This is a genomic window from bacterium (assembly GCA_023150945.1).
GTDB lineage: Bacteria > Zhuqueibacterota > Zhuqueibacteria > Zhuqueibacterales > Zhuqueibacteraceae > Coneutiohabitans.
Map to the genome: position 1 here is coordinate 35932 of JAKLJX010000001.1, position 21713 is coordinate 57644.

The window sequence follows — 21713 nt, forward strand, 5'->3', positions numbered from 1 at the left end:
GTTGTGCCCGGCACCGTCTCAACGGGTGGGAAGCTGATGCTGAAGCAGCGCCGGAGGTGTTCCTGATGAGGTGGCATCACGCCGAAAGGACGCGGCGGATTATAGGGAATTCCGCCGCCTTTGTCAACGGAACTTTGGGGAGATTTTTGACGACGGCGGCCGTTACTCAAAATCCAGCAGGGTGTGGGAGTAGGATTTCAACTCGGCGCCGCTGGCGGCGATGTAGCGGCTCCAGAAATCCTGAATCGTAAAATAGCGTTCGGTTTCCTTCGAATAGGCGCCTGCAATCCAGACTTCGACACCCGCCAGATTGGGGAGGCGGCCCTTGCTTTTCAGCGTGGCGAGCGCCTGGCTGACATAGGCCGGCGTCATCGCGTCGGTGCGAAAATCGAACTCGTTTGAGCTTTCCTGCATGTCGGAGATGATGACCAGGGACTTCTTGCCGCGTTTGCCGCGCATGAGCTGATCGCAGATGATGAAGGAGTTGATGATCTCGGCCTTCTGAATGCGCGGCTTGGTTTGCAGCACGCTGTCCACCGTGGAGAGAATCTGATCGGTGATGCCGCGCGTGTGCTTGTTGTATTGGGTGCGGTTGTCGGTCCAAAAGTTGAAGGAGGGCAGGGTGGCGTCGTAGATCGGCGCAAAGTCGGCGATGGTGAGGTCGATAATTTTGCAGACCGTCACGCGGTCACCGGCGTTGAGCCTGGCCACGATGTTTTGGATGTACTTTTGATAATTTTCGCGATCGGGCAGCGTGCTCAAAGACATGTCGAGAAAGATCATGACCCACCGCGGCTCGCTGTCCTGCGCTTCCGTGTTGTCACAAGCGGTGGTGAATGTCAGCGTCGACAGGGCTGCCAGCAGCAGCGCCGCACGCCGGGACAACTCTCTGGCAAAACGTGTGATCGTGATTTTCATCCTTCAAAACCACTCGAGGGTTTGTGTTTCAGAACGCGGAACAGGCAACCGGGCGCCGTAGCCAGGAGCCGGCCGGGGCGCGCCGTTGTTCAGTCAAAGGCGTAGCGCGAGCTGCCCGCCTGGGGCGGCAGGCTGCGCAGGGGCAGGCTTTGCCCGTTGGTGGCAAAAGTTTCTTCTTCGAAATCGGGAATCAGGATGTCCGGCAGCATCTCGAAGGCGCGCGGCCGGCGGTCATCTTCGCGGTGGCGCATGTTGTGCTGGCGGTAGACGCTGATCGCCTGGTGGGCGCCGTCGCGGATGCGGAAGCTCTGGTTGTGGCAGGAGGATTTCAGCGCATTGCGCCGGCTTTCGATCTTGTGAATCTTGGCCATCGCCTTCAGGTAATCCCGTTTGAACTTGAATAGCTTGAAATCCCGCTCATGGGCGTACCATGAGGCATACACCGAAATCACAAAGATGAGCAAATTGAGCGAGAGGAAGAACAGCCAGGCACTGAATGCCATTTCATCGGAGGAGGCGGCGGCCGTGCGCAGATAGTTGTTGCGCACCTCGGCGAGCGAGTACAGCGAGAAGAGAATCACCGCCAAACAGCCGATGGAGAGAAAGATCAGCGGCTTTTCCTTTTCATCCTCGCGCAGAAAACGGCCCCAGAAATGGCCGGACACCGGGATGGCAAAGGACAGGATCATCGCCATAATCACGGTCTCGAAGCGCGGCGAGCCGAAGATGTCGAACACCTGTGCATTCATCGCGAACTCGGCGATGCCGAAGACGAAGATCATGGGGAAATACCACCAGGGCGTGGCGTCGAAGGTCGAATCGCGCTCCAGGTCGTTGCGCCGGGCAAAGTAGTTTTCCTCGGCTTGTTTGAGCTTGTGCATCCAATTCTTGTGCTGGCCGATGAGCTTGGCATCCCGGCTCTGCCATTTCTGGTAGACTTTGCGAATGGCGCGATCCGCGATCTTGCACACTTTTTGTTCATACTCGGAGGCACATTGCACCTCATGCCACTGCCCGTTGCTGCTGATCCCCGGTTGTTTGCCTTTATACAGATAGTAAGCGATGTTTTCGCCGTTTTGCGCCGGTCTCTCTTTCACGCCATCTAGCTTGCCATTGAGGCGGGCTTGCCAGCCGGCAATCAGCGTCCATGGACCCATTTCTACTCCTTGTAAATCTGCGAATGCCTGCCAATGCCAGGAACGAGGGATGATTCTTCCATCACCTTAGAATACTCACAAATGTGCGTGAATGAGCAAACTGCCGCGGGGGATTTTGTCCGGGGAAATTTTCCCTTCCCTTTTTGTAAGCCGTTCCTTATATTTTCTGCGTTTTATCGTTGCTTGACATGCTGGGAACCAGGTGGCTGCTGTGCGCGGACCGGGAGCCGGTCGCCTAATCTATCACGCGCGCTCCCGCCAACGGTGAGGTTCCCGCAACGAAACAATGTGGCCATGCCCGCCGCCGGGTCGATCTTTCCGGCACGCCGCCGGCCGCGGCCAAGTTTCTGGCAGAAGAACTCCGAGACGGACTCGCAGAAGAGGAGGGTAAATGAAAATTGGTGTCCTACGCGGCGAAGAAAACTCCTTTCCCGAAGCACTGATTGCCCGCATCAATGAAAAAAGCGCGGAACGCAAGCTGCCCGCCACCGCAGAATTCATCAAGCTCGAAACCATCCAGATGGCGGAACCGAGCGGCTATCACGTCATCATCGATCGCATTTCTCATGACATTCCTTTTTACCGCGCCTACCTCAAAAACGCCATGCTCTCCGGCACGCATGTGATCAACAACCCGTTTTGGTGGAGTGCCGATGACAAATTCTTCAATTATGCGATCGCCCGCCGGCTGGGTGTGCCCGTGCCCAAGACCGTCTTGCTGCCGCATAACGCGCATCCGCCCTACACCTCCTCGCAATCGATGCGTAACATGGTATACCCGATCAACTGGGAGCCGGTGTTCGAATACATCGGCTGGCCGGCCTTCCTGAAACCGCACAGCGGCGGCGGTTGGAAACACGTCTACAAAGTCCACAACGCCGAAGAGTTTTTCAATTGTTACAATCAGACCGGCATCCTCTGCATGGTGCTGCAGGAGGCCATCGAGTTCACCGAGTATTATCGCTGCTACACCGTGGGCCGGCGGCATGTCCGCATCATGCGTTATGATCCCGGCAAGCCGTTTTTCGAGCAATATCTCCAAAACGCGTCGCCGCTGACGCCGGCGCTGACCGAAGCCATCACCACCTACTGCCTGCTCATTAATCAGGCACTGGGGTATGATCTCAACACCTGCGAGTTTGCCGTGCGCAACGGCATCCCCTATGCGATTGACTTCGGCAATCCCGCGCCCGATTGTGATTACAAGTCCGTCACGCCGCCCAATTTCGAATGGGTAGTCGACAAGATGTCCGACCTTGCGCTGGAACGGGCACAATTGCCGGTGACGCCGCCGGCGGAATATCTGTGGTCGAATTTTCTGGGCAGCGCCGGCCATGATCCGGTCGAGCCCCTGCTCGCCGACTCACCGGGCCGGTGAGTCACTGCCGGCCGCTGCCAGTGACGCGCCTCGCACCTGTCCCGAACCGATGAAGGAGCCTGAACGTGAAAGAGCAGTTCACCATCGGCATTGAGGAGGAGTTTCAGATCGTCGATCCGCACACGCGCGAGTTGCGGTCTCACCTCTCGCAAATGCTGGCGGAAGGCAGGATGTTGCTGCAGGAAAACATCAAGCCGGAGTTGCACCAGTCGGTGGTCGAAGTGGGCACCGGCATCTGCCGCAACATTCGCGAGGCGCGTGAGAGCGTGACCGCCCTGCGGCGCGGCATCGCACAGATTGCCGCCAAGAACGGGCTGTGCATCGTCGCCGCCGGCACCCATCCCTTTTCGGATTGGCGCACGCAGGAGATTACCGAACACGAACGCTACAAGATGATCATCGATGAGATGGGAGACGTCGCGCGCGCCAATTTGATTTTCGGCCTGCACGTCCACGTCGGCATCGAAGACCGCGAGACCGCGATCGCGCTTTGCAACCAGATGCGCTATTTCCTGCCGCACATCCTGGCGCTTTCCACCAGCTCGCCGTTTTGGCTGGGCCGCCGCACCGGCTTGAAATCCACCCGTGCCGTGATCTTTCGCCGCTTTCCCCGCACCGGCATCCCGGATTATTTCGCCTCCTGGGCCGACTTCGAGCATTTCGTGCAGACCCTGGTGAAAACCAACTGCATCGACAACGGCAAGAAAATCTGGTGGGACATCCGGCCGCATGCCTTTTTCAACACCATCGAAATCCGCATTTGCGACATTCCCACCAATCTCGACACCACCATCGCGATTGCCGCCCTGATTCAGGCGACCGTGGCCAAGCTTTGGATGCTGCACCAGGACAACATGAGCTTCCGCACCTACCGGCCGACTTTGATCGAGGAAAACAAATGGCGGGCGGCGCGCTACGGCGTCTCCGGCAAGTTGATCGATTTCGGCAAGCAAGCGGAAGTGCCGTTCCGCGACTTGCTCTATGAATACATCCGCTTTGTCGATGAAGCGGTCGAAGAACTCGACAGCCGCCACGAGATCAACTACCTTTACCGCATTTTGGAGGTGGGCACCAGCGCCGATCGCCAGCTTCAGGTCTATGAGGAAAGCAATCATGATCTCACGGCGGTGATGGACCATTTGATCCGGGAGACGATGGAAGGGATCAAAGAGGGAGGATGACTGCGGGCCGGCATGGCCCTCAAATTCTGCGGCCTGGCACAGCCCCCACCCTAATGGGCGGGGGCTTTTTGTTTATTGCCGGCCAGAACACCGCGTACGAAGCCCCAATCGAGTTGCACGATCCAGCGGAGCTTTTGCAGGAAAGAGGGCTGGCGCGCGGCGCCGCGGTTGGCGGCGACGCCGATCAACTCCGCCGGCGGATAGAACACCAGCGTCTCCACCCGGCCGATGCCTTCGCAGTTGACCCGGCATCGCTCCGGCTGCAATTCCTGAAACCCGCCAAGCTCGCGGTAAACCTCCTCCGTCATCAAGACGTATTCGCGTGCCGGCAGCGGGTTCTTGAGCAGCCGGTGCACCAGAATGACGTCCAGGCCGAACAGATTCTCGAAGGTCTGAATGCGCTCGATCGCCACTTCGCCGGCGTGCATCACGATTTTCAGCCGCAGATCGTCGACGCGTGTGCAAGCCTCGCACACGCACAGCCGCAAATCACAAGTCTGGTGCAGCGCCCGGTAAAACGAACGAAAGAACTCCGGCAATTGCGCTTTGACTGCGGCGAGTGCCTGTGGCAATTCTTCCGCGGTGGGATACAGCGCATAGAAGAACGCGGCGTCCCCTTCCAGTTCGGCCAGCGTCAAAGGCGGGGCGGAAGCGGAAATGATCGACTGCAGCAGCCGCACGACGATCTGCTTGGCATGGCTGGTGGCCATGCGATGCAGCCGCATGAACTGGGTAAAACCGCTGATATCGGCAATCAACAGAATGGCTTTCGAGGTGGCAGGTTGCACTCCGGCCTCGCAGAGATGTTGGATGACGATGTAATCAGGCACCCCGCAGCGGCAGGCAGGCAGTTCAATCGTACTGTGCCAGCAGGGCCTTGGCTTCGTGGTAGATTTTCGCCTTTTCGGCGAAAGGAATGAACAGACTCTTGAACCCGTTGAGCACGATCTTTTTCACCTGCTCATAGTTCAGGTCCCAGGTCTGCACGGCAAGCCACAGCTCGTCGGTCATGGTGGTGCGGGAAATGAGGCGATTGTCTGTGTTGAGCGTGACCCGCAGTTGGCGGTCGAGAAATTTCTTGAAAGGGTGGTGTTCAATGCGCAGCACGGTCTTGGTTTGCACGTTGCTGGTCAGGCAGATTTCCAGCGGAATGCGGTGATCGCAAACGTAGCTGAGCAAATCTTCGTCTTCGATCAGGCGGGTGCCGTGGCCGATGCGGTGGGCGCCGCAGGCATGAATCGCCTGATAGATGCTGTCCGGGCCGTAGGCTTCGCCGGCATGCACCGTACAGTTGATGCAGTGTTTGCGGATAAAATAGAAGGCCTTGGCGTGATCCTTGGCGGGATTGCCGAACTCGCGGCCGGCCAGGTCGAAGGCGACCGCGCCCCGGCGCTTGTATTGCAGCGTCAACTCCGCCAGCCGCAAAGTGGCGGCGGGCGCCATGCTGCGAATCGCGCAAATGATCACCGCGGCACGGATCGGAAATTTCTTCTCGGCTTCGCCCAGGCCGGCGAGCACCGCATCCATCACTTGTTCGAGGGACAACCCCTTTTGCTGATGCAGGATCGGGGAGAAGCGGACTTCGATGTAGCGCACGTTTTCCGCGGCGGCATCGGCGGCCAGCTCGTAGGCGATGCGGCGGAGCGCCTCCTCCTCCTGCATCAGCTTGAGGGTAAGATCAAACTTGTCGATATACTCGCTGAGATTTTCCACCTGCCCCTTGACCGAGAGGAAATCGTAGGCCTCGGCCGCGTTGCCGGGCAGGGAGAGACCGTTGGCACGGGCGAGCTCCATGGCGGTGTTCACCCGGATCGAGCCGTCGAGATGACAGTGCAGATCGGTTTTCGGTAGTGCGTGCAGGAAGTCACGGGTGATTTTCATGCCAGAATCTCCTCGTCGATCAGGCGGTGGCGGGCTCGTGTTTGTCGGCCTGTGCCGCCGGTTGGCCGGCTTGCTGGCGCCGGCTGTCGCGCGGCTCGGGAAGCAGCGTAATCAAGGTTCCCAGCGTCAACACCAAGCCGCCAATCCACACCCATGTGACCAGCGGATTGAGGTACACATGAAAGGTCGCGGCATTGGTCTCCGGTTGATGCGCGCCGAGGACGACATACAAGTCCTCGCGCAAATTCGAAAACAGCGCGACTTCCGTGGTTGGCTGTTCTTGGACGACATAAAAATGCTTTTGCGGATAGATCGTATCCACCACTTTGCCGTCGCGCTTGACTGTCATGGTGGCCTGGATCACCACTTTGTTGGGATCGCTGTGTTGCTCGGTGGTTTGATAAACCAGCTCATAGTTGCGCAGCTTGAGTGATTCGCCGGGCTTGACCTGGCCTTCGATTTCCTGCGTGAACGCCATGCCGGTTACGCCGACGAACAACAGCACCATGCCGAAATGCACGATGTAGCCGCCGTAACGCCGGCGGTTGCGCAGCAGAAGATGCCAAAGCGCCACCGGATAAGCCTCACCGCTGCTGTGGCCGCGGGCGAGCGCGCCGCGGTGGAACTCCAGCACGATGGTGACGGTCACGAACACGCTCAGGGTGAAGGAGATGAGCGCGTACACGTGCCGGATGCCGAATGCCACAAACAAAACCAGCGCGAGCAGGGCACCGGTGACCGGAATCGCGAAGATCTTGCGCATTTGCGCCAGCGAACTTTTGCGCCACGCCACCAGCGGCCCGATGCCGGTGAGCAGCAACAGAAACAGCGAAATCGGCACCAGCACCGCGTTGAACCAGGGCGCGCCGACGGTGATCTTGACACCGCGCACGGCCTCGGACACCACCGGGAAAACCGTGCCCCAGAACACCGCGAAGCAGGCGCCCAAGAACACGACATTGTTCAGCAGGAAGGTGGATTCACGCGAGACCACCGCTTCCATCCGCACCGGGCTGCGCAAGATATGCGAGCGCAGAATCAGAATCCACGAGGAGGCGATCGCAATCAGGCCGACAAACGCGAGAAACAACGGGCCGAGGCTGGAGGTGGTGAAGCTGTGCACCGAGGAAATCACGCCGCTGCGGGTGAGAAAAGTGCCGAAGATGCACAGGGTGAAGGTGAGAATGATCAACACCATGTTCCACACGCGCAGCATGTTTTTCTTTTCCTGAATCATGACGGAATGCAGGAAGGCGGTGCCGGTGAGCCAGGGCATCATCGCGGCGTTTTCGACCGGATCCCAAGCCCAGTAGCCGCCCCAGCCGAGCTCCATGTAAGCCCACTTGCCGCCCAGCATCATGCCGACGCCCAGGAAGAACCACGGAATGATGGTCCAGCGCCGCGTGATCTTGAGCCATTCATTGCCGAGCTGGCCGCTGAGCAGGGCCGCCAAGGCGAAGGCATAGGGAATGGTGAAGCCCACGTAGCCGAGATAAAGCACCGGCGGATGGATGGCCATGGCGGGATGTTGCAGCAGCGGGTTCAAGCCGCGGCCGTCCGCCGGCATGAAATTGAGCATTTCAAACGGCGGCGTGACGAACGTGATCAAGCCGATGAAGAATAGCGTCACCGCGGTGTTGATCGCCGTGACGTAGGGCATGAGCACGGATTGCTTGCGGCGATAAAGCAGAATGCACAGCGCGCTGAACAGCGAGAGCAGCCATCCCCAAAACAGCAGCGAACCTTTCATGCCCGCCCACAGCGCGGTAAACTTGTAGTAAGCCGGCAGCGCGCGATTGCTGTAACCCGCCACGTATTCGACGCGGAAGTTGTCGGCGAAAATCGCCTGCCACAAAGCCAGCGCCGCCAGCGTGAGAAAGATCGCCACGCCAAACGCGCCGTGTTCGCCGCTGGCGACCAGTTGCGCATCCTTGCGCCGCGCGCCCAGCACGGACGCGAGAATGGCGTATACCGCACAGCCGAGCGACAGCCAGATGAAGATACTTCCAAATTGAGTCATGAGTTGTTGTCCTGGGTTCAGGTGTTACGGCAGTTCAACCAGTGAGCACCCTGGCGGCTGGGTTGAAAAAAAGCCCCTTGACGGGGCCATGGTTTGAAGCACAATCTGAAACCAGCTTCCGGGCGGGCTGCTCATGTCGAAGAAGGAGGAGCCGAATACCCGCTGCCGTCTTCGCTTTCATATTTGCTGGCGCACTTGGTGAAGATCTGGTTGGCGGCAAACTGGCCGTTGGCATACTTGCCTTCCAACAGAACATCGATGTCCTCTTTGAATGTGTCCGGTACGATACCGTGATACGAAACCGGCAGTTGCTGGCCTTGTTCTTCGATCATGAACTTGATCGAAAGGCCATCCTCGGATTTCACCACCGAGCCGGGCACCACGTGCCCGCTCACCCGGAAGCCGCGGCCATCCGCTTCCTGGCCAATGGCTCTGAGTTCCGGCACGGTCTTGTAGTACACCATTGTATCCTTAAAGCCGCTGGCGATCACCCATCCAATGATGGCGATGACCGCACCGAAGGCAGCGAAGATTCGAACACGACGACGTTCCATAATTTCACCTCAGCACTGTGTGGGGTTAATTTGGTCTGTTTCAGGCGAGATGGTCAATTTCCATGCCAGTCTCGCCTGGTCGATCTATTCGGCGAAAGCCAATAATTTCAGAGGGTGCCTCGCTTCATGCCGGGCGGCTGGGCGCCGCTGGCGGCAATGATTTCTCGATATTGCGAATCGTATTCCTCAAGGCTGCGAACCTCAGGCGTAGCGGCCCTAGGCCAAAACTTGGCGTACGCTCAAACCGCGGACATCACAAAGACCAATCACAACTTTGGCATCCTAAAGTATTGAAGTTCGTCGGACTTCAAATTTCTGCAATTCGAAACATCAAAGGTTGATAATCTTCATTTTAGGATTTCTAACTGAAAGTGCATTCAGAAGAATATCTCGATGACAGGAGTTGCGTTCTCGTTCATAGCAAAATAGAGCACAGCGTTGATTCTTGATTACGCTCTCCAATTCATCCAATACCTCAGGGACCTCTGTCAAATGTCGCTCATACCTTTCAGCGCAGACTTTGAAATCAAGACGTTCGCCATTGCGAGGACGAAAAGGATTACCTGCCATCTTGCAATGGAGATAACTGATTCCGTGACTGGCCAGTGTGTTTTGCAGCACTACTCTTCTAAACTCTGGACGTTGACTCCACGCATGCTCCCGAACATCTATAAGAATCTTGACAGCATTTTCAGATAATGTGCTACATAACTCCGCTAATGATCTCCCTTGGTAGCCAAGATTGAAACATACCATCTCCTCCTCCAAGAGTTTAGTGTCTCACCTCTTCAGGACTTTGTTCAAAATTCCAAAGCAAGCTGTTGCGTCTTTTTCGCAGAATATGAATCCATAAGACCAAAGTTGAATTGAATGCCCCTGAAGTTGCCTAGAAAAAGAAAAACATCTTGATTTGACTGATCTAGTCTACTGCGCATTGCCTTCAGAACCTTTTTGTCACGCTCGGGATCATTCTTGAGTTTTCGATATAATTCGTGAATTCCCCATTGGTGTAGATTCATCTTATGACCTCTGCAACGTATATCATTGCATTCCCAAGAAACAAAAAACTGGGCCTCTGGGAAATCTATTGGCTTGAGCATGTTGAATAAGTCTTGCTGGTCTAAGATTGTTCTCTCCTTTTCTTCCCATTCCAGTCTTTCATGCTCAGAACGCGGCTCAATACTGCAGTCTATGATCTTCTTCGGCACTACAATCCCAAGAGATGTTCTATGCTTGTCTTGTCTATCCTTTAGTTCTTCAACAGAACTGCAAAAGTGAGGTGATCTCTCAAGATATTTCCTTCGGTCCTCAGGTCTCTCTGGTGGTATTGCTTCCTGCAGTTCAATAGAGTTCGGTTCGATGCGATAACTCTCAGGGCGTGGATCACTGAGATTCCTTGTGATCTTTGCTTTGATGAATTGAAAAGACTTGAACTGGTGCTCTGTTTCCAGGTATCGGTGCGGAATTGGATGAAGTCTGACCATTTCAAAAGTATCTTCGAATATGCCTCCAGTACAAACGGTTTCAGTGTATTTCTGAGAATAGCTTGGATAAGTTGTACCTAAGATCAGGATCCGTTTTGGCTGCCAGTTATCCATTGTTGTTACCTCTTCAGTCCTTGTAGGTAATATCGCAATGCAACGAGCTGATAGCGGCTATCCATTGTTTCTTCGCTTGGTCAACTCTGTACCTCTGCTTGCAGCTCTTCCCAAAGGTCAAAAGTGAACTGCGAAAGCCATATTCAACAGTGTCTACTGGGAAAGAACATTCAGCCTTACGATTTATGCGTACGCGGTCGCCTTGGTTTCGCGAATCACCGTGACCTTGATTTGGCCGGGGTATTCCAGCGCCTGGTGGATCTTCTTGGCAATGTCAGAGGCCAGCAGCTCAGCTTCCGCATCGCTGATCTTTTCGGGTTGCACCATCACGCGGATTTCGCGGCCTGCGGAAATTGCATAGGCTTTGGTCACGGCATCAAAACCATCCGCCACCTTTTCGAGCTTGTCAATCCGTTTGACATAGCCGTCGAGCGTGTCGCGTCGCGCGCCCGGCCGCGAGCCGGAGATGGCGTCCGCCGCGCTCACCAGCAGCGAAATCAAATTGTCCGCCGGAATATCTTCATGGTGGGAGCCGATGGCATTGATGACGATGGGATCTTCGTTGTACTTCTTGCCGATCTCCATGCCGAGCTGGGTATGGGTGCCCTCTTGATTTTGACTGATGGCCTTGCCGATGTCGTGCAGCAGGCCGGCGCGTTTGGCCATGCGCACGTCCAGCCGCAGCTCGGCGGCCAGCGCGCCGCAGATGAAGGCCACTTCTTTGGAGTGATCCAGCACGTTTTGGCCGTAGCTGGTGCGGAAGTGCAGCCGGCCGAGCACGCGAATGAGATCGGGGTGAATCTTGCCGATGCCGACCGAGGCCACGGCTTCGTTGCCGGCGCGCCAGATGGCCTTCTCCACCTCCTCCTCGCACGCGGCCACCACGTCTTCCACGCGCTGGGGATGGATTTTGCCGTTGCCGATCAACCGTTCCAGCGCCAGCCGCGCGACTTCGCGCTTGACCGGATCAAAAGCAGAGAGCACCACCGCCTCGGGCGTGTCATCCACCACCACCTTCACGCCGGTGGCCTGTTCAAAGGCTTTGATGTTGCGGCCGTCGCGGCCGATGATGCGGCCTTTGACATCTTCCGAGGGGATGGGCACCACCGAGACCGAGGTTTCGGAAGCATGCTCGGAGGCGATGCGCTCGATGGTCATGGTGAGGATGCGCTTGGCCTCGCGAGTGGCATTGGCCTTGGCCTCATCGACGATGCTTTTGTAAAGCTCTGCGGCCTCGCGGTTGAATTCCTGCCGCAGATTGTCCATTAAGCGTTGTTTCGCCTCCTCGAGCGAAAGCTGGGTGATTTTGGAAAGCTCGAGGGTTTGGGTGGCGATCAGCTTTTCCAGCTCGGCATCCTTGGCCTTGAGCGAGAGGCGATGGGTTTCCAGCTCACTTTCGCGCTGCTGCAGCGCGCCCTCGCGCTGTTTGAGGGCGTCATCGCGGCGGTTGAGCTTCTTCTCGCGTTCTTCGAGGCGCTCTTCGTTCTGCTCGGCCTTGCGCTGGCGCTGCTTGAGCTTTTGCTCCTGTTCTTCGCGCTCGCGAAACCATTCCTGTTTGGCCTGCACCAGGATTTGCTGCTTCTTGCGTTCCGCTTCCTTTTCGGCCTGCGCCAGAACGTCAGCCGCGGCAGTCTGGGCTTTGACGAGTTGGCGATGAATGGTGAATTTGGCCAGCAGCCAGGCTATGACAAAAGCCGTCAGGGCGACGGCGCCGTATATCCAAAACGATTCCATGATTTTCCTCGCTTCGTCCCAAGAGGAACCCGATTGCGATTCCGGTCCACTGCATGCGCCCGCCGGCTTCAGGCGGCGGCATATTGGTGCTCGAAGGCGGGAGTGGCCGGCGCCAGGTGCGGCCGCAAATAGCCGCGAATGTGCTCGGCCATCACTTCCATGTTGTTCTTGATCTTGTTGCCCGCACAAGCAGGGTTCGACCACACGCACTCGACGCCCTTGCAGTAATCGAGGCGCAGATCACAATTTTGCAGCTTTTGATATTTTGCCGAGGGGATCATTTTGCGCGTGACTTCTTCGCGATGGAACTCTCCCTTCTGCGTCTTGAAGTGGAACTCCACCAGCTTGTTCCACAGAAAATTGTGCGCTTGCACCAGTTGCGCGGTGGTGAGCTTGTCCAGCAAGGGCCGCAGCGGCTGGCCGTTGAACAAACACACCATGAGTTCCAATCGTAACCGGAAGGTCAGCTCTTCCATTGGCTTCAGATCCATAGTTGTCTCTCCTGAGATGAGCTGATGCCTTCGCGCCAGAGTCGCAGCCGTAACCTCCACTTGAAACAGAAATGGCGAACGCAGATTGCAGCGCCTGCGTTTCGCCAATCCCAAAGAATACAGGCTCTTCGGCCACGCCTCCAGGCATCCTGCATTTCGAAATTGCCGAAAATATAGGTCGTTAAGACCCGAAAATCAAGACATAATTCGTGGCCGTCTAAAAACACCACTTCCCGGGCGCTTGATCATGAACGCGAGCGCGTCCGCTTCGCCTGGTGCACGCCTCCGGGCCAAGCGCCCGGGCGGTTCCGTGCTTTCTGGATAGACACTCATTCATGTCCGTCCGAAGACGCAACCGCAACCTCAATCTGCCGCCGGCTAAACGGGAATGCCGGTGAAAAACCAGAGAAATTTCGAAAACGCTTCGCCGATGAACACCATCACCACTGCGCCATACAAGATGCCGGTGGCAGACTGCGTGCTGCGCAGCTTCACGGTGGCATGGACCATGAAGCCAAAGATCAGCGGGCCGACCAGCCCGATCGCGACACGCGCCCAAAAGATCAAACCCTCGCCGGAAAGGCTGAGCAAATTACGGGTGACCGTGACCGTGGCGGCTTCGCCTGCCAGCGCATTGAATGACATCAAGCCCGTCACGAACAGAAGCCGCAGGATGACGGCCGCCAGAAACAGCAGAGAAGCAATTTTCAACGGTTGAATCGTCAGGCGATGATTCACCAAGTACCAATGCCCGGTGATCATGGCCGTCATTACGCTGCCCAGCAGAAAGGCCGAGCCGGCAAAGCTGAGTGCCTTGACCGTGAAGGCGGAGGGTGTGGCGCCGGCGACGGCAGGATAGAAGAAGGCACTCGCGAGCAGCGCCAGCACGCCGGCGCCGAATGCCGGCCACAGATAACTCTTGCGCAGGAACTTGATCCCAATCGCGCCGGCAACCAGCATCACGATGCTGGCGGCCAACAATCCCAACACCAGCCCGGGGGAGAAGCCGGGCACCGGTGCGACAGCCGGCGGCGCAGTCGTGAACGGCTGCGCGAGTAGAGCGAAGCCCAGAAACAGCGCCGCCAACAGGCTGATCAAACGAAAGTACATCGTGCCGATTTCTTCGAGGGCAATGAAGAACAGCGGCAACAGACCGCCGATGGCCAGATGGCTGAAGAGGGAAAAAAAGACGAGCTTGAACATGCGCGTGCCCGCAGCCTTTCAGGATTGAATGCGTCCGTCCACGATTTGAATGACGCGATCACAGCGCGCCGCGATTTGGGGATCATGCGTGCTGATCAGGAAGGCGGTGCCTTCGCGGGCGCGCATGTCCTGCAACAGCGCCATCACTTCGCCGGCGGTTTCGCGATCGAGGTTGCCGGTGGGTTCATCGGCGAGCACAAGCTCGGGTTTCATCATCACGGCGCGCGCCAGGGCGACACGCTGCTTTTGCCCGCCGGAGAGCTTTGGAGTTTTGTAATCGAGACGGTGGCCCAGGCCCACGCGTTGCAGCAAATCGGTGGCGCGCTGCCGCGCTTGCGCGGTCTCGCGGCCGTGATAGGCGAGCGCCGGAAACATCACGTTTTCCCGCGCGGTGAAATCCGGCAACAGATGATGAAACTGAAACACGAAGCCCAGGTGACGGTTGCGAAAGCCGGTGAGCGCGGCATCAGCCACTTCGTGCGTGGATTTGCCCGCCACTTCGATGGTGCCGGAGGTCGGCCGCAACAGGGTGCCGAGAATCGCCATCAACGTGCTCTTGCCGCTGCCGCTCGGTCCCATCAATGCCAGAAAATCGCCGGCGGCAATTTCCAAATCAATGCCCTTGAGCACCTGCGTATCCAGTTCGCCGTCGTGAAAGGTCTTGACGATTTGCCGCGCCCGCAGCACGATTTCCCTCATTGGTGCAGCACCTCCACCGGATCGACTTTGGCGGCGGCGCGCGCCGGCAGAATCGCCGCCAGCGTGCTGAACAGCGTGGCCAGCACGATGGCAAGGCCGTATTCGCCTTGTGCGGGATCAATGGGCAAGCCCGAGCGGCCGTCGGGCCGCAGCGTCACCACCCGCAGAAATTCACAGAAAAACCAGCCCACGCCGGCGCCCAGGCTGGAGCCGAGCAGGCCCAACAGCCAGCCTTGCAGCAGAAAAATGAAAATGATCGATCCTTTGCTCACGCCCATGCTGCGCATGATGCCGATCTCCGGGCTGCGGCGCACCGCGGAGAGCAGCAGCTTGCTCGCCACGCCGATGATGATCACCATCAGGCTGAAGATCTTGATGAGATCGCCGGTCATGCCTTGCGAGCGCAAACCCTCCTGCAGCCGCCGGTTTTCGTCGATCCAGTTTTTCGCCTCCAGGCCGGTGCTGCCGGCCAGCCGGCCGGCAAGCGGTTGCGCGGCGAAAATGTCCCGCAACTTCACCGCAATCTGCGTGACGCTGCCCTGCAGATCCATCAATGCTTGCGCCGTACCCAATTCCACGAACACCACGCGCTCGTTGACGCTGGCGCTGCCCACGTCAAAGATGCCGCGAATCATCAGGGCGCGCGTGCGGCCGCGCTCGCTCTGCACTTGCAGCCGCTGGCCGGTGGTGACGCCCAGCTCCTCCGCCAGGCGCGCGCCGATCAGCGCCTCGCCGGGCGCCAGCGTTGCCAAACCGCGCACCAAACCGCCGGCCACGTCGATGATGGCGGAGAGATTCTCCGGCTCGCAACCGGTGATGGCCACCGGCGCGATCTTCTCCCCGCGTTGAATGAAGCCATTGCCGATCACCTGCGGCACGGCCACGGTGACGCCCGGCGTTTGCGCGATCGTCGTCACCAGTTGCCGCCAGCCGGTGATCTCCGTGCGCTGCTGATTCAGCCGCTGCACCGCGACTTGCGTCCGTCCTTCCGCCGGCGGGAGCAGCAGCGCCGGCACGCGCTCCGGCGGCTCCAGCGTGACGTGGGCGAGATTGCCCACGACGTCGTTGGTCAAACGCTTCGCCAAGCCGTTGATCAGGGCCGCCATGAAGGTGTAGACCAAAATGCCGACCACAATGCCAAGCAGAATCAAGCCGGTTTGCAGCGGGCTGCTGCGCAAGTAGCGCCAGGCGACTGTGATTTCAAAGCGCGGTTTGAGACGGTCGCGGCCGAATTGCCATGCCATCGGACACCATCCTCGGATTCATGATCACCGCCTCGCCGGCAGCCAGGCCGCTCAGCACCACGATGCGCTCGGATTGCCAGTCGATCACCTGCACCGGCCGCCGCGCCGTGCGGCCGTCATTCACCACATAAACATAAGGCGCGCTGCCGAAGCCGGCCACTGCCGCCCGCGGCACGGTCAGGGCATTCTCATGGCGCGCCACGATCAGATTGACATCCAGCGACAGGCCGATGGGCAGTGCCGGCGGCGCCGCGAGAAAGCAGAAGCGGACAATGGCCGCGCCCGTCTGCGTGTTCACACCTTTGGCGATGTAGCACAGCCCGGTTTCATAAAGCTGGCGGTGGTTGCCGAGCGGCGAAACCGTAGCCGGCATGCCGAGCTCGAGCTCGCTCAGATATTGCTCGTCCACTTCCGCTTCGACCTCGAGCTGGTCGGTGGTGGCGATTTCATAGATGACGGTTTCCGGTCCCACAGTTTGCCCGGGGTCCACCGGCCGCGCGAGAATGTAACCGTTGAACGGCGCGCGCAAGACATAGTCTTCGCGCCGCGCGGCGGCCTCCGCAACCGCGGCTTGCATCTGTTGCAGCGCCTTTTCTTGCTGCTCGCGGGCGAGTTGCGCGTTTTCCAATTCCTCGGCAGAGTTCAGCCCGGCCTCGTGGAGTTGCCGGGCGCGCTCGAAATCACGGCGCGACTGCAGCCAGCGCTCTTGTTGCGTGGCGGCCACTGCCTGGGCCTGCCGCAGCGCGGCGCGCGCGGCCTCGTCGAAAATCTGCGCCAGCACTTCTCCTTGTTGCACCGCCTCGCCCTCCTCGCGGGTGAGCTTGACCAGTCGGCCGGAAACCACCGGCGTCACCCGGTTCGTGTAGCGCGGACGGATGCGCGCGGTGATCGCCAGCGCGCGCACGACTGTTTCCTGCCGGACCGGCGCCACTTCGGCAGCCGGCGGCTGGCGCAGGAAGGCAACCATTTGGTAAACGATGAAGAGCAGCACCAGGCCGAACAGCCAGGGCAGCAGCCGGCGCCCCTGTGCCAGCAACCGTGTTGGGGGGGAATCCTCTTGGCGGGTACGAAGAATCAAGTGAGGGGAATCAGTTTTCATCAGTCACATTCATACATTCGAGCCAGGCCTTGCTGTGCAATATGGAATCATATTCGCCCCGCTGCGTGCACGTTCGGGCGCGCCGCGGGCTGCAACACCTTCAGTTCAGTGAAAAGGCAAACGAATAGACTTCGGGATGTTCGATGGGCCGGCGATGCTTGAAATTCTCCCAGACTTTGTGGGTGTGCGTGATCCTGGTTTCGCCGTAGGTCCAGCACAGCAGCGTTTCCGGGATCATACTCTTGAAATCAACCGTGAAATAGCCCTTGGGGTAGGCGCCGAGCTTGAGCACCTGCTGCGACCAGCGCTCGAGCGTCAACGCCACCTGCAGATCATAGCTCTGTTGGGCATCTTCTTCATTGAACAACTGCTCGGACTCCATCCGGTCTTTGGCATCCTGCAAAGATTCGATCACCTGCTCGGTCAGCTCGATCAGCTTGGGCAACAGCAGATTTGCCTGCTCGAGCGTGAAGCGGGGCATGCCATCATCCGTGAATTGACCGTACTGCTTCAAGCTTCCTCCTAAGAGATGAATCAGACATCGGTTCGCGCACAACTCCTGCCGGAGAATGAGTCCTTTGTCCTCTTGCCTGCCCGGCGGCCATTTTCAATGAAACGCCGGAATGCCGGTGACCGCCTGGCCCAGGATCAACGTGTGAATCTCATGCGTGCCTTCGTAGGTCTTCACGCTTTCCAGATTGGCGGCATGGCGCATGGCGACATAATCGTCGATGATGCCGTTGGCGCCGAGAATCTCGCGGCACATGCGCGCGATCTCCAGGGCGTGATGACAGTTGTTGCGCTTCGCCAGGCTGATTTGCGCCGGCTGCGCCCGGCCTTGATCTTTCAAGCGGCCGAGTTGCAGGCAGAGCAACTGCATTTTGGTGATCTCGCTCACCATGTGAGCGAATTTTTCCTGGGTCAATTGAAACGCGGCGATCGGCTTGTCGAACATGATGCGGCCCTGCGCGTAGGCCAGCGCCTCCTGATAGCAGGCCAGCGCGGCACCCAACACGCCCCACGCGATGCCGTAGCGCGCCTGGCTCAGGCAGCGCAAGGGCGCTTTCAATCCCTCGGCGTGCGGCAGCATGGCTGCCGCCGGCACATGGCAATCATCCAACAGCAGCTCGGCAGTGTCGGAGGCGCGCAGTGAAAGCTTGCCGTGCATTTTTTGCTGGCGGAAGCCCTTGCTGCCTTTCTCCACCAAAAAGCCGCGCACCGTGCCCGCGAGCTTGGCCCAAATCACGGCCACGTCGGCAAGGGTGCCGTTGGTGATCCACATCTTGCGGCCGTTGAGCACAAAGCCGCCCTCTGTGCGTTCGGCGCGTGAAATCATGCCGGCGGGATTGGAGCCGTAGTCCGGTTCGGTCAAACCAAAGCAGCCGAGCCACTCCGCGCTCGCCAGCCGCGGCAGATATTTCTGCTTCTGCTCCTCGCTGCCGAATGCCCAGATCGGATACATCACCAGCGCGCCCTGCACCGAGGCAAAACTGCGCAGGCCGCTGTCGCCGGCCTCCAGTTCCTGCATGATCAGGCCATACGCGACATTGTTCAAGCCCGGGCAGCCATAGCCTTTCAAGTTGGCGCCCAGCAGGCCCATCTCCCCGATCGGTTTGGCGAGAGCGCTTGGAAATGTGCCCTCGCGAAAGTGATCGCGAATGATCGGCTTCACTTCCTTGTGCACGAACTCCCGTACTTGATCGCGCACGGCTTTCTCTTCGTCGGAGAGCGAAGCCTCAATGTTGTAGAAATCGAAAGGATTGAGAGTGGACATGGTCGCGCGGACGAGTAGAATTCAATTGGCACGGAGGAAAAAGCAGTCGGGCGCATCTTTGCGCCGCCACTTCGGCGGCGACGATCACTGCAACGAGCCCTGGAAGTGACCTCGCGGCGGGCGCGCCGCAAACGAATTCGACCACGAAGGCACCCAGTTACCTCAGGCCTCTTCCTCGCTTGTACGTCAGCGCATCATTGCTGGCAATAGCATGAAGCATGAGCTGTTGCAGCAACTCCGCGGGCCGTTTTTTTCCCTCAAGCGCAACACGTTTGCGCTTCCAGGTGAATGCGAAAGCGATGGCGATAATCGCCCACGATCGAGCCCAATAACGTATTCGTGCCGTAGGACTCGATCCGCACCTTCACCAAATCGCCGGGCTTGACCCTGCCGGCGAACACCACGCCCTTGTTTTGATCGGTGCGACCGAGCCATTCGTCCGGCCGCTTCTTGCTCACTTCTTCGACCAGCACGGTGTGCACGCGGCCCACTTCGCGGGCGTTTTGCGCCAGCGAAATCTCACGCTGCAATTCATTCAATCGGATGAGCCGCGCCACTTTGACCTCTTCCGGAACCTCGTCGGCGTATTTGCGCTCGGCAATGGTATGCTTGCGCTGGCTGTACTTGAACGTGAACGCCGAGTCAAAGCGCGCCTGCTCGACCACGCGCAGCGTTTCTTCAAAGTCCGCTTCGGTCTCGCCGCAGAAGCCGCAAATGATGTCGGTGGTCAATGACACCTCGGGCACCGTGTCGCGAATCTCCGCGACCAAAGCCATAAACTCTTCGCGGGTGTAGTTGCGATTCATGCGTTCGAGCACGGCGTTGCTGCCGGCCTGCAGCGGCAGGTGAATGTGCTTGCAGAGCTTGGGGTGGGCGGCCATGGTGTGCAGCAGCTTGCGCGGAAAATCCTTGGGATGCGGCGAGGTGAAACGGAGGCGCTGCAGCCCCTCGACCTCCGCCACCATTTGCAACAGATCGGCGAAATCATACTGCTCGTAGCGGTAGGAATTGACATTCTGGCCGAGCAGCGTGACTTGCTTGAAGCCTTCGGCGGCGATGCGTTCGGCCTCCGCCACGATATTGCGCGGCTCGCGGCTGCGTTCCCGGCCGCGGGTGTAGGGCACCACACAAAACGTGCAGAAATTATCACAGCCGCGCATGATCGCAATCCACGCGTTCACGCCCGGCTGGCGCTGCGGCGCAATGTCGGAATAGGTTTCGTACTCCGACAGCGAGAAGTCGAAGGCGGTTTCGCGATGCTCCACCACCGCCGCCATCAACGCCGGCAAACGCTTGTAACTGTCCGGCCCCGCCACAATATCGACGACACCGGCACGCTCCGCCAGCTCGGCGCGCAGGTTTTGCGCCATGCAGCCCAGCACGCCCACCACGAGATTGCCCTTGCGCCGCTTTTTCAAACCGCGCAGGTGTTCGAGGCGATTGAAGATCTTTTCATGGGCGTTTTCGCGAATCGCGCAGGTGTTGAGCAACACCACCTCGGCGTGAGCTTCGACGTCGGTGAACTCGTGTTGCTGCTGGCGCAGAATCGAACGAATGACCTCCGAGTCATACTCGTTCATCTGGCAGCCGTAGGTTTCGAGATAGATCTTCATGCTTCCGCTAGGGTTGCGTGCGAGTTTTGCAATGGTTTGCCGCAGTTGTGTCCGCTGCCGCCGCCGGCCTGCAACCGGCTGGCCACCGGTTCGCCGCACGGCAGGCAATTGGGTCGGCAAGATAGCACATTCCTCGGCAAGTTTCAACTTTTTTGCACAAGCTCGCGCAAGTAGTCGAAAGTATAGATTCCGCTCTCGTGGCCGTCGGACCAGAGGAACTGGATGGCATAGCGGCCCACCGGTCTGGCCTCCAGCGCACGGATATTTTCCGGAATGTGTTCGGGGAAGACCAGGCGCTGGCCGGTGACTTCGTCGACGCAGGCGGCGCAGCGGCAATTCCCGCGCAGAAAACGCAGGCCATAGGTGGTGCGGCTGTGGTCGTCCCAGTCGATACCGAGCGTCTGGTTGTCAATCGGAAAAATGTTGATCGGAGTGGGCATGTTCGATCCTGTGTCTCTCGCCGGGCGCGCGTGGTTTCGCGATCGCCGGCGTGGCGCTGCGGTTAGAATTCCAGCGTGCCGGTGGCCTGGCCGCGCCGCAGTTGCAGGCTTTTCAGTTTGCCGCCGGCCTTGACGTGCACGAGATTGATTTGATCCTCGAAGATTTCATGCAGCAGCCGGCTGGTAACGGAGATTTTTTTCACCTGCGCGATCTTCGCAATCTCGACATAGCACCAGGTCACGTCGGTTTCTATTTCCTTACCGAGGTATTGAAAAGCGGCGGTATCGCCGTTGACGACGAACACCACGGCGTGTTTGAGATAGTTGAAAAGATAGCGATCCACCGCCTGCGACTCGCGCGCGTCGCCGAGGAAGAGCCGGCGCGCGCCCTGCGCGGCCAGTGCCTCTTCGAGATCATCGGTGAAAATCTTGAAGGTGATTTCGAGCGCTTGGGTTTGCGGATTGTGATCCACCTGGCAAACGCTGACATGAAAAGGATGGCGAAAGCCCAGCAGGGCAGCGGCGAGCAGCAGGCCAAACAGGATGGCGGATCTCCGGGCAAAACGCCGCCGCCGTCCCGGCATTTCAGGCTTGCATTGTGAGAAATTTCGTTTAGCTTTGACAATAGTAACGAGCATGGCAAAGCGACCTCCGTCTGCGGGCGTAGTCTGGAAGCGGTAATCTACTCGTTGACTCCAGATTTTCAAGTCTTTTCTTGGGAGCAGCAAG

General features: G+C 58.6%; 21 protein-coding genes. 2 read left to right on the plus strand and 19 right to left on the minus strand.

Going from position 1 to position 21713, the window contains the following annotated elements; all coding sequences use genetic code 11:
• Positions 1 to 162: 162 nt before the first annotated feature.
• Positions 163 to 918 (minus strand): hypothetical protein, encoded by a 756-nt coding sequence (locus L6R21_00110; GenBank protein ID MCK6557575.1) that lies wholly within the window; start codon positions 916 to 918, stop codon positions 163 to 165.
• An 89-nt stretch (positions 919 to 1007) separates the two neighbouring features.
• Positions 1008 to 2075, minus strand: coding sequence for a hypothetical protein (locus L6R21_00115; GenBank protein MCK6557576.1), 1068 nt, complete (start codon positions 2073 to 2075; stop codon positions 1008 to 1010).
• A gap of 391 nt (positions 2076 to 2466) precedes the next feature.
• On the opposite strand from L6R21_00115, the gene L6R21_00120 reads away from it, so the two are divergent.
• Together L6R21_00120 and L6R21_00125 are read left to right on the plus strand one after the other, a co-directional pair.
• Positions 2467 to 3453 (plus strand): hypothetical protein, encoded by a 987-nt coding sequence (locus tag L6R21_00120; GenBank protein MCK6557577.1) that lies wholly within the window; start codon positions 2467 to 2469, stop codon positions 3451 to 3453.
• 65 nt (positions 3454 to 3518) lie between these two features.
• The gene (locus L6R21_00125; protein ID MCK6557578.1) at positions 3519 to 4634 is read left to right on the plus strand and encodes a carboxylate-amine ligase; all 1116 of its coding nucleotides are present in this window, start codon (positions 3519 to 3521) and stop codon (positions 4632 to 4634) included.
• 50 nt (positions 4635 to 4684) lie between these two features.
• Here the strand turns inward: L6R21_00125 and L6R21_00130 are convergent, their stop codons facing one another.
• The 17 genes from L6R21_00130 to L6R21_00210 all read right to left on the minus strand — a co-directional run bounded on the left by L6R21_00130 (position 4685) and on the right by L6R21_00210 (position 21622).
• Positions 4685 to 5422, minus strand: a complete 738-nt coding sequence (locus tag L6R21_00130; GenBank protein ID MCK6557579.1) for a DUF2652 domain-containing protein — start codon at positions 5420 to 5422, stop codon at positions 4685 to 4687.
• Between the two features lie 64 nt (positions 5423 to 5486).
• Positions 5487 to 6515, minus strand: a complete 1029-nt coding sequence (add, locus tag L6R21_00135) for an adenosine deaminase (GenBank protein ID MCK6557580.1) — start codon at positions 6513 to 6515, stop codon at positions 5487 to 5489.
• Positions 6516 to 6534: 19 nt separating this feature from the next.
• A complete protein-coding gene (locus tag L6R21_00140; protein MCK6557581.1) occupies positions 6535 to 8535 on the minus strand; it encodes a heme lyase CcmF/NrfE family subunit in 2001 nt (666 codons plus the stop codon).
• Positions 8536 to 8666: 131 nt separating this feature from the next.
• On the minus strand, positions 8667 to 9089 hold the full coding sequence (locus L6R21_00145) for a cytochrome c maturation protein CcmE (GenBank protein ID MCK6557582.1): 423 nt from the start codon (positions 9087 to 9089) through the stop codon (positions 8667 to 8669).
• Between the two features lie 330 nt (positions 9090 to 9419).
• A complete protein-coding gene (locus tag L6R21_00150) occupies positions 9420 to 9845 on the minus strand; it encodes a DUF488 domain-containing protein (protein MCK6557583.1) in 426 nt (141 codons plus the stop codon).
• A gap of 44 nt (positions 9846 to 9889) precedes the next feature.
• Positions 9890 to 10687, minus strand: coding sequence for a hypothetical protein (locus L6R21_00155; GenBank protein ID MCK6557584.1), 798 nt, complete (start codon positions 10685 to 10687; stop codon positions 9890 to 9892).
• A 183-nt stretch (positions 10688 to 10870) separates the two neighbouring features.
• The gene (gene rny, locus L6R21_00160; GenBank protein MCK6557585.1) at positions 10871 to 12421 is read right to left on the minus strand and encodes a ribonuclease Y; all 1551 of its coding nucleotides are present in this window, start codon (positions 12419 to 12421) and stop codon (positions 10871 to 10873) included.
• Positions 12422 to 12489: 68 nt separating this feature from the next.
• Positions 12490 to 12912 (minus strand): hypothetical protein, encoded by a 423-nt coding sequence (locus tag L6R21_00165; GenBank protein MCK6557586.1) that lies wholly within the window; start codon positions 12910 to 12912, stop codon positions 12490 to 12492.
• A 378-nt stretch (positions 12913 to 13290) separates the two neighbouring features.
• Positions 13291 to 14115, minus strand: a complete 825-nt coding sequence (locus L6R21_00170; protein ID MCK6557587.1) for a hypothetical protein — start codon at positions 14113 to 14115, stop codon at positions 13291 to 13293.
• A gap of 18 nt (positions 14116 to 14133) precedes the next feature.
• Complete coding sequence (locus L6R21_00175) at positions 14134 to 14814, minus strand: ABC transporter ATP-binding protein (GenBank protein MCK6557588.1); 681 nt, start codon at positions 14812 to 14814, stop codon at positions 14134 to 14136.
• A complete protein-coding gene (locus tag L6R21_00180; protein ID MCK6557589.1) occupies positions 14811 to 16058 on the minus strand; it encodes an ABC transporter permease in 1248 nt (415 codons plus the stop codon). Before L6R21_00180 ends, L6R21_00175 begins: the two co-directional genes overlap by 4 nt.
• Complete coding sequence (locus L6R21_00185) at positions 16015 to 17157, minus strand: efflux RND transporter periplasmic adaptor subunit (GenBank protein MCK6557590.1); 1143 nt, start codon at positions 17155 to 17157, stop codon at positions 16015 to 16017. Before L6R21_00185 ends, L6R21_00180 begins: the two co-directional genes overlap by 44 nt.
• A 100-nt stretch (positions 17158 to 17257) precedes the next feature.
• Entirely contained in the window at positions 17258 to 17671 is a 414-nt protein-coding gene (locus tag L6R21_00190; GenBank protein MCK6557591.1) for a DUF2203 domain-containing protein, read from the minus strand.
• 93 nt (positions 17672 to 17764) lie between these two features.
• Positions 17765 to 18931 (minus strand): acyl-CoA dehydrogenase family protein, encoded by a 1167-nt coding sequence (locus L6R21_00195; protein ID MCK6557592.1) that lies wholly within the window; start codon positions 18929 to 18931, stop codon positions 17765 to 17767.
• Positions 18932 to 19188: 257 nt separating this feature from the next.
• A complete protein-coding gene (gene miaB / locus L6R21_00200) occupies positions 19189 to 20544 on the minus strand; it encodes a tRNA (N6-isopentenyl adenosine(37)-C2)-methylthiotransferase MiaB (GenBank protein ID MCK6557593.1) in 1356 nt (451 codons plus the stop codon).
• Between the two features lie 143 nt (positions 20545 to 20687).
• Positions 20688 to 20984 carry a DUF971 domain-containing protein gene (locus L6R21_00205; GenBank protein ID MCK6557594.1) on the minus strand — a complete coding sequence of 99 codons (297 nt, stop codon included), beginning with the start codon at positions 20982 to 20984 and terminating at the stop codon, positions 20688 to 20690.
• 62 nt (positions 20985 to 21046) lie between these two features.
• Positions 21047 to 21622, minus strand: a complete 576-nt coding sequence (locus tag L6R21_00210) for a hypothetical protein (protein ID MCK6557595.1) — start codon at positions 21620 to 21622, stop codon at positions 21047 to 21049.
• Positions 21623 to 21713: the final 91 nt, after the last annotated feature.

Coding starts and splice junctions, on each gene's coding strand:
- L6R21_00110 (MCK6557575.1), bottom strand. CDS start 918: ATGAAAATCACGATCACACGTTTTGCCAGAGAGTTGTCCCGGCGTGCG.
- L6R21_00115 (MCK6557576.1), bottom strand. CDS start 2,075: ATGGGTCCATGGACGCTGATTGCCGGCTGGCAAGCCCGCCTCAATGGC.
- L6R21_00120 (MCK6557577.1), top strand. CDS start 2,467: ATGAAAATTGGTGTCCTACGCGGCGAAGAAAACTCCTTTCCCGAAGCA.
- add (MCK6557580.1), bottom strand. CDS start 6,515: ATGAAAATCACCCGTGACTTCCTGCACGCACTACCGAAAACCGATCTG.
- L6R21_00140 (MCK6557581.1), bottom strand. CDS start 8,535: ATGACTCAATTTGGAAGTATCTTCATCTGGCTGTCGCTCGGCTGTGCG.
- L6R21_00145 (MCK6557582.1), bottom strand. CDS start 9,089: ATGGAACGTCGTCGTGTTCGAATCTTCGCTGCCTTCGGTGCGGTCATC.
- L6R21_00150 (MCK6557583.1), bottom strand. CDS start 9,845: ATGGTATGTTTCAATCTTGGCTACCAAGGGAGATCATTAGCGGAGTTA.
- L6R21_00155 (MCK6557584.1), bottom strand. CDS start 10,687: ATGGATAACTGGCAGCCAAAACGGATCCTGATCTTAGGTACAACTTAT.
- rny (MCK6557585.1), bottom strand. CDS start 12,421: ATGGAATCGTTTTGGATATACGGCGCCGTCGCCCTGACGGCTTTTGTC.
- L6R21_00165 (MCK6557586.1), bottom strand. CDS start 12,912: ATGGATCTGAAGCCAATGGAAGAGCTGACCTTCCGGTTACGATTGGAA.
- L6R21_00170 (MCK6557587.1), bottom strand. CDS start 14,115: ATGTTCAAGCTCGTCTTTTTTTCCCTCTTCAGCCATCTGGCCATCGGC.
- L6R21_00175 (MCK6557588.1), bottom strand. CDS start 14,814: ATGAGGGAAATCGTGCTGCGGGCGCGGCAAATCGTCAAGACCTTTCAC.
- L6R21_00180 (MCK6557589.1), bottom strand. CDS start 16,058: ATGGCATGGCAATTCGGCCGCGACCGTCTCAAACCGCGCTTTGAAATC.
- L6R21_00185 (MCK6557590.1), bottom strand. CDS start 17,157: ATGAAAACTGATTCCCCTCACTTGATTCTTCGTACCCGCCAAGAGGAT.
- L6R21_00195 (MCK6557592.1), bottom strand. CDS start 18,931: ATGTCCACTCTCAATCCTTTCGATTTCTACAACATTGAGGCTTCGCTC.
- miaB (MCK6557593.1), bottom strand. CDS start 20,544: ATGAAGATCTATCTCGAAACCTACGGCTGCCAGATGAACGAGTATGAC.
- L6R21_00205 (MCK6557594.1), bottom strand. CDS start 20,984: ATGCCCACTCCGATCAACATTTTTCCGATTGACAACCAGACGCTCGGT.
- L6R21_00210 (MCK6557595.1), bottom strand. CDS start 21,622: ATGCTCGTTACTATTGTCAAAGCTAAACGAAATTTCTCACAATGCAAG.